This window comes from Neisseria sp. P0021.S005 (assembly GCF_051956955.1).
The window spans coordinates 1-2,074 of sequence record NZ_JBQCWY010000551.1 but is presented as its reverse complement, the minus strand read 5'-3'; the positions used below and the strand labels follow the sequence as shown (position 1 = coordinate 2,074).

The 2,074-nt window shown below is 52.5% G+C and carries 1 protein-coding gene and 1 pseudogene; one reads left to right on the top strand and one right to left on the bottom strand.

The annotated features are described in order from the left end of the window. Positions 1–75: 75 nt before the first annotated feature. Complete coding sequence (locus ACTHUE_RS16735) at positions 76–1,395, bottom strand: MFS transporter (RefSeq protein ID WP_107792144.1); 1,320 nt, start codon at positions 1,393–1,395, stop codon at positions 76–78. 364 nt (positions 1,396–1,759) lie between these two features. Between ACTHUE_RS16735 and ACTHUE_RS16730 the strand changes: the two are divergent. After that, a pseudogene (locus ACTHUE_RS16730) lies at positions 1,760–2,074 on the top strand (sodium:proton antiporter); the annotation flags it as partial.

The following is a 2,074-nucleotide window of genomic DNA, read 5'->3' as shown; positions in this document are numbered from 1 at the left end:
GTATTAAAATTACAAACGTAAATGAAAAAGGCCGTCTGAAAATATTTTTCAGACGGCCTTTTTCATGTCTATCTTTTATTGGCTGATGTCTTCCAGCGTACGGCCTTTGGTTTCTTCACCCAATACCAAGATTACCGCCACAATCAGCAGCATAACCAGCGCGAACATCATAAAGATATTGCCGAAGCCGCCGCTGTTGCCCACCATCGCCGCCACCACTATGGGCGCGAGTATGCCGCCGATGCGGCCGATGGCGCCTGCCCAGCCGGATGCGAAAGCACGGAAGCGCAAGGGGTAGAGCTCAGGGGTGTAGGTGTACAAAACGCCCCATGCGCCCAAGTTGAAGAAGGACATCAGGCTGCCCCAAATCATGACTTCGGCAGCAGTGGTGCTTTGCCCGAAAAACCATGCGCACACGGCGCACGCGGCCAAAAAGCCTGCCAGCGTTGCTTTGCGGCCGATTCTTTCCACCAAAGCCGCGGCGGCAATATAGCCGGGCAGTTGCGCAACAATCATTACCAGCACATATTCAAAGGTTTTGACCACGGTATTGCCCTGCTCGACCAGCAGTTTGGGCAACCAAGTAAAAATGCCGTAATACGAAAACACGATGCCGAACCAAACCAGCCACATCATCAGCGTACGCCGTGCAAACGGATGTTGCCAAAGTTGGAAGAAGCGGATGCGTTCGCGCGGGGCAGCCGGTGCAGCAACGGCTTCTGTCGGCGGCGTGATGCCCGATTGAATTTCCAGCGCGGATACCAAACGGTGCGCTTCATCGGTTTTGCCGCGGGAAAGCAGGTAAGGCACGGATTCAGGAACGAATTTCAACACCAACGGCACATAAAACAGGGGCAAGGCGCCGAATAAAAACGCGCTGTGCCAGCCGGTCTGCGGAATAAAGAAATAAGACACCAGCGCGGCCGAGAGCCAGCCCAAGCCCCAAAAGCTTTCCAGCAATACAATAAAACGGCCGCGTACTTTCGGCGGTGCATATTCGCTGACCAGCGACACGGCGACGGGCAGTTGGCCGCCCAAGCCGACGCCGACAAAAAAGCGGCACACCAACAAAACCGTCAAATCAGGCGCAATTGCGCACAAACCTGTGGCAATGCTGTACACCACCATCGTGCCGGCAAAAACGGTTTTCCGTCCGAACCTGTCCGCCAGCCAGCCGCTGAATACCGCACCCAGAGCCATGCCGACAAAGGCAATGCTGACAATCCAACCCAACTGCGCCGGAGCCAACGCCCAATCTTTGCCCAAAGCCGGCAATACAAACGACACCAAGCCTGTATCCATGGCATCAAACAGCCAACCTATGCCGACCAAAACCAGAAGTTTGTAATGAAAGCGGGAGGGCGGCAGATTGTGCAGCCGCGTCAGAATATCCATCACTTCTTTCCTTTGTTTGTGTATGATTGAATTGGGTTTTAGCAATAAATGCTTTAATTTCAGTGACAAACCTAAAACCGAAACATTGTGTCGATTTTAACATTGGTACCCTATGCAAAGAATAGGAAGCGCGTGTTTTTTGGCTATTTTTGAATATATTCATCTCGGCGATAAACCGCATACCATATTAAAACATGAAACAAGAAATCACTTCAGGCCGTCTGAAAGCCGATTATTTGGTTTTCAGACGGCCTGCCGTTTTTTGCAAAGGCTTCCTGCTTGGGTTATGATGTTTATTTGTAATATGTAAACAGACGATTGCCTGTTTTTACATAACAGGCCGTCTGAAACAACGGAGAACGATATGAATGCGGTTGTAATTGCGGTCATCATCATGCTGGCGCTGTCTTTATCGCGCGTGCATGTGGTGCTCAGCTTGGCTGTCGGCGCGTTTGTCGGCGGCTTGGTGGCCGGTATGCCTTTGGAGAATGTAACCAACGCGGCCGGCGATGTGGTGCAGCAAGGGATTATTCCCGTTTTTAACGAAGGCTTGAAAGGCGGGGCGCAAATCGCGCTGTCTTATGCCATGCTCGGCGCGTTTGCCATGGCCATCACGCATTCCGGCCTGCCGCAACAGCTCGCCGGCGTGATTATCCGCAAGCTCAACGGCGGCGAAGGC

Bases quoted from the DNA above. Each gene is read 5' to 3' on its own strand.
- ACTHUE_RS16735 (WP_107792144.1), bottom strand. From the start codon at position 1,395: ATGGATATTCTGACGCGGCTGCACAATCTGCCGCCCTCCCGCTTTCAT.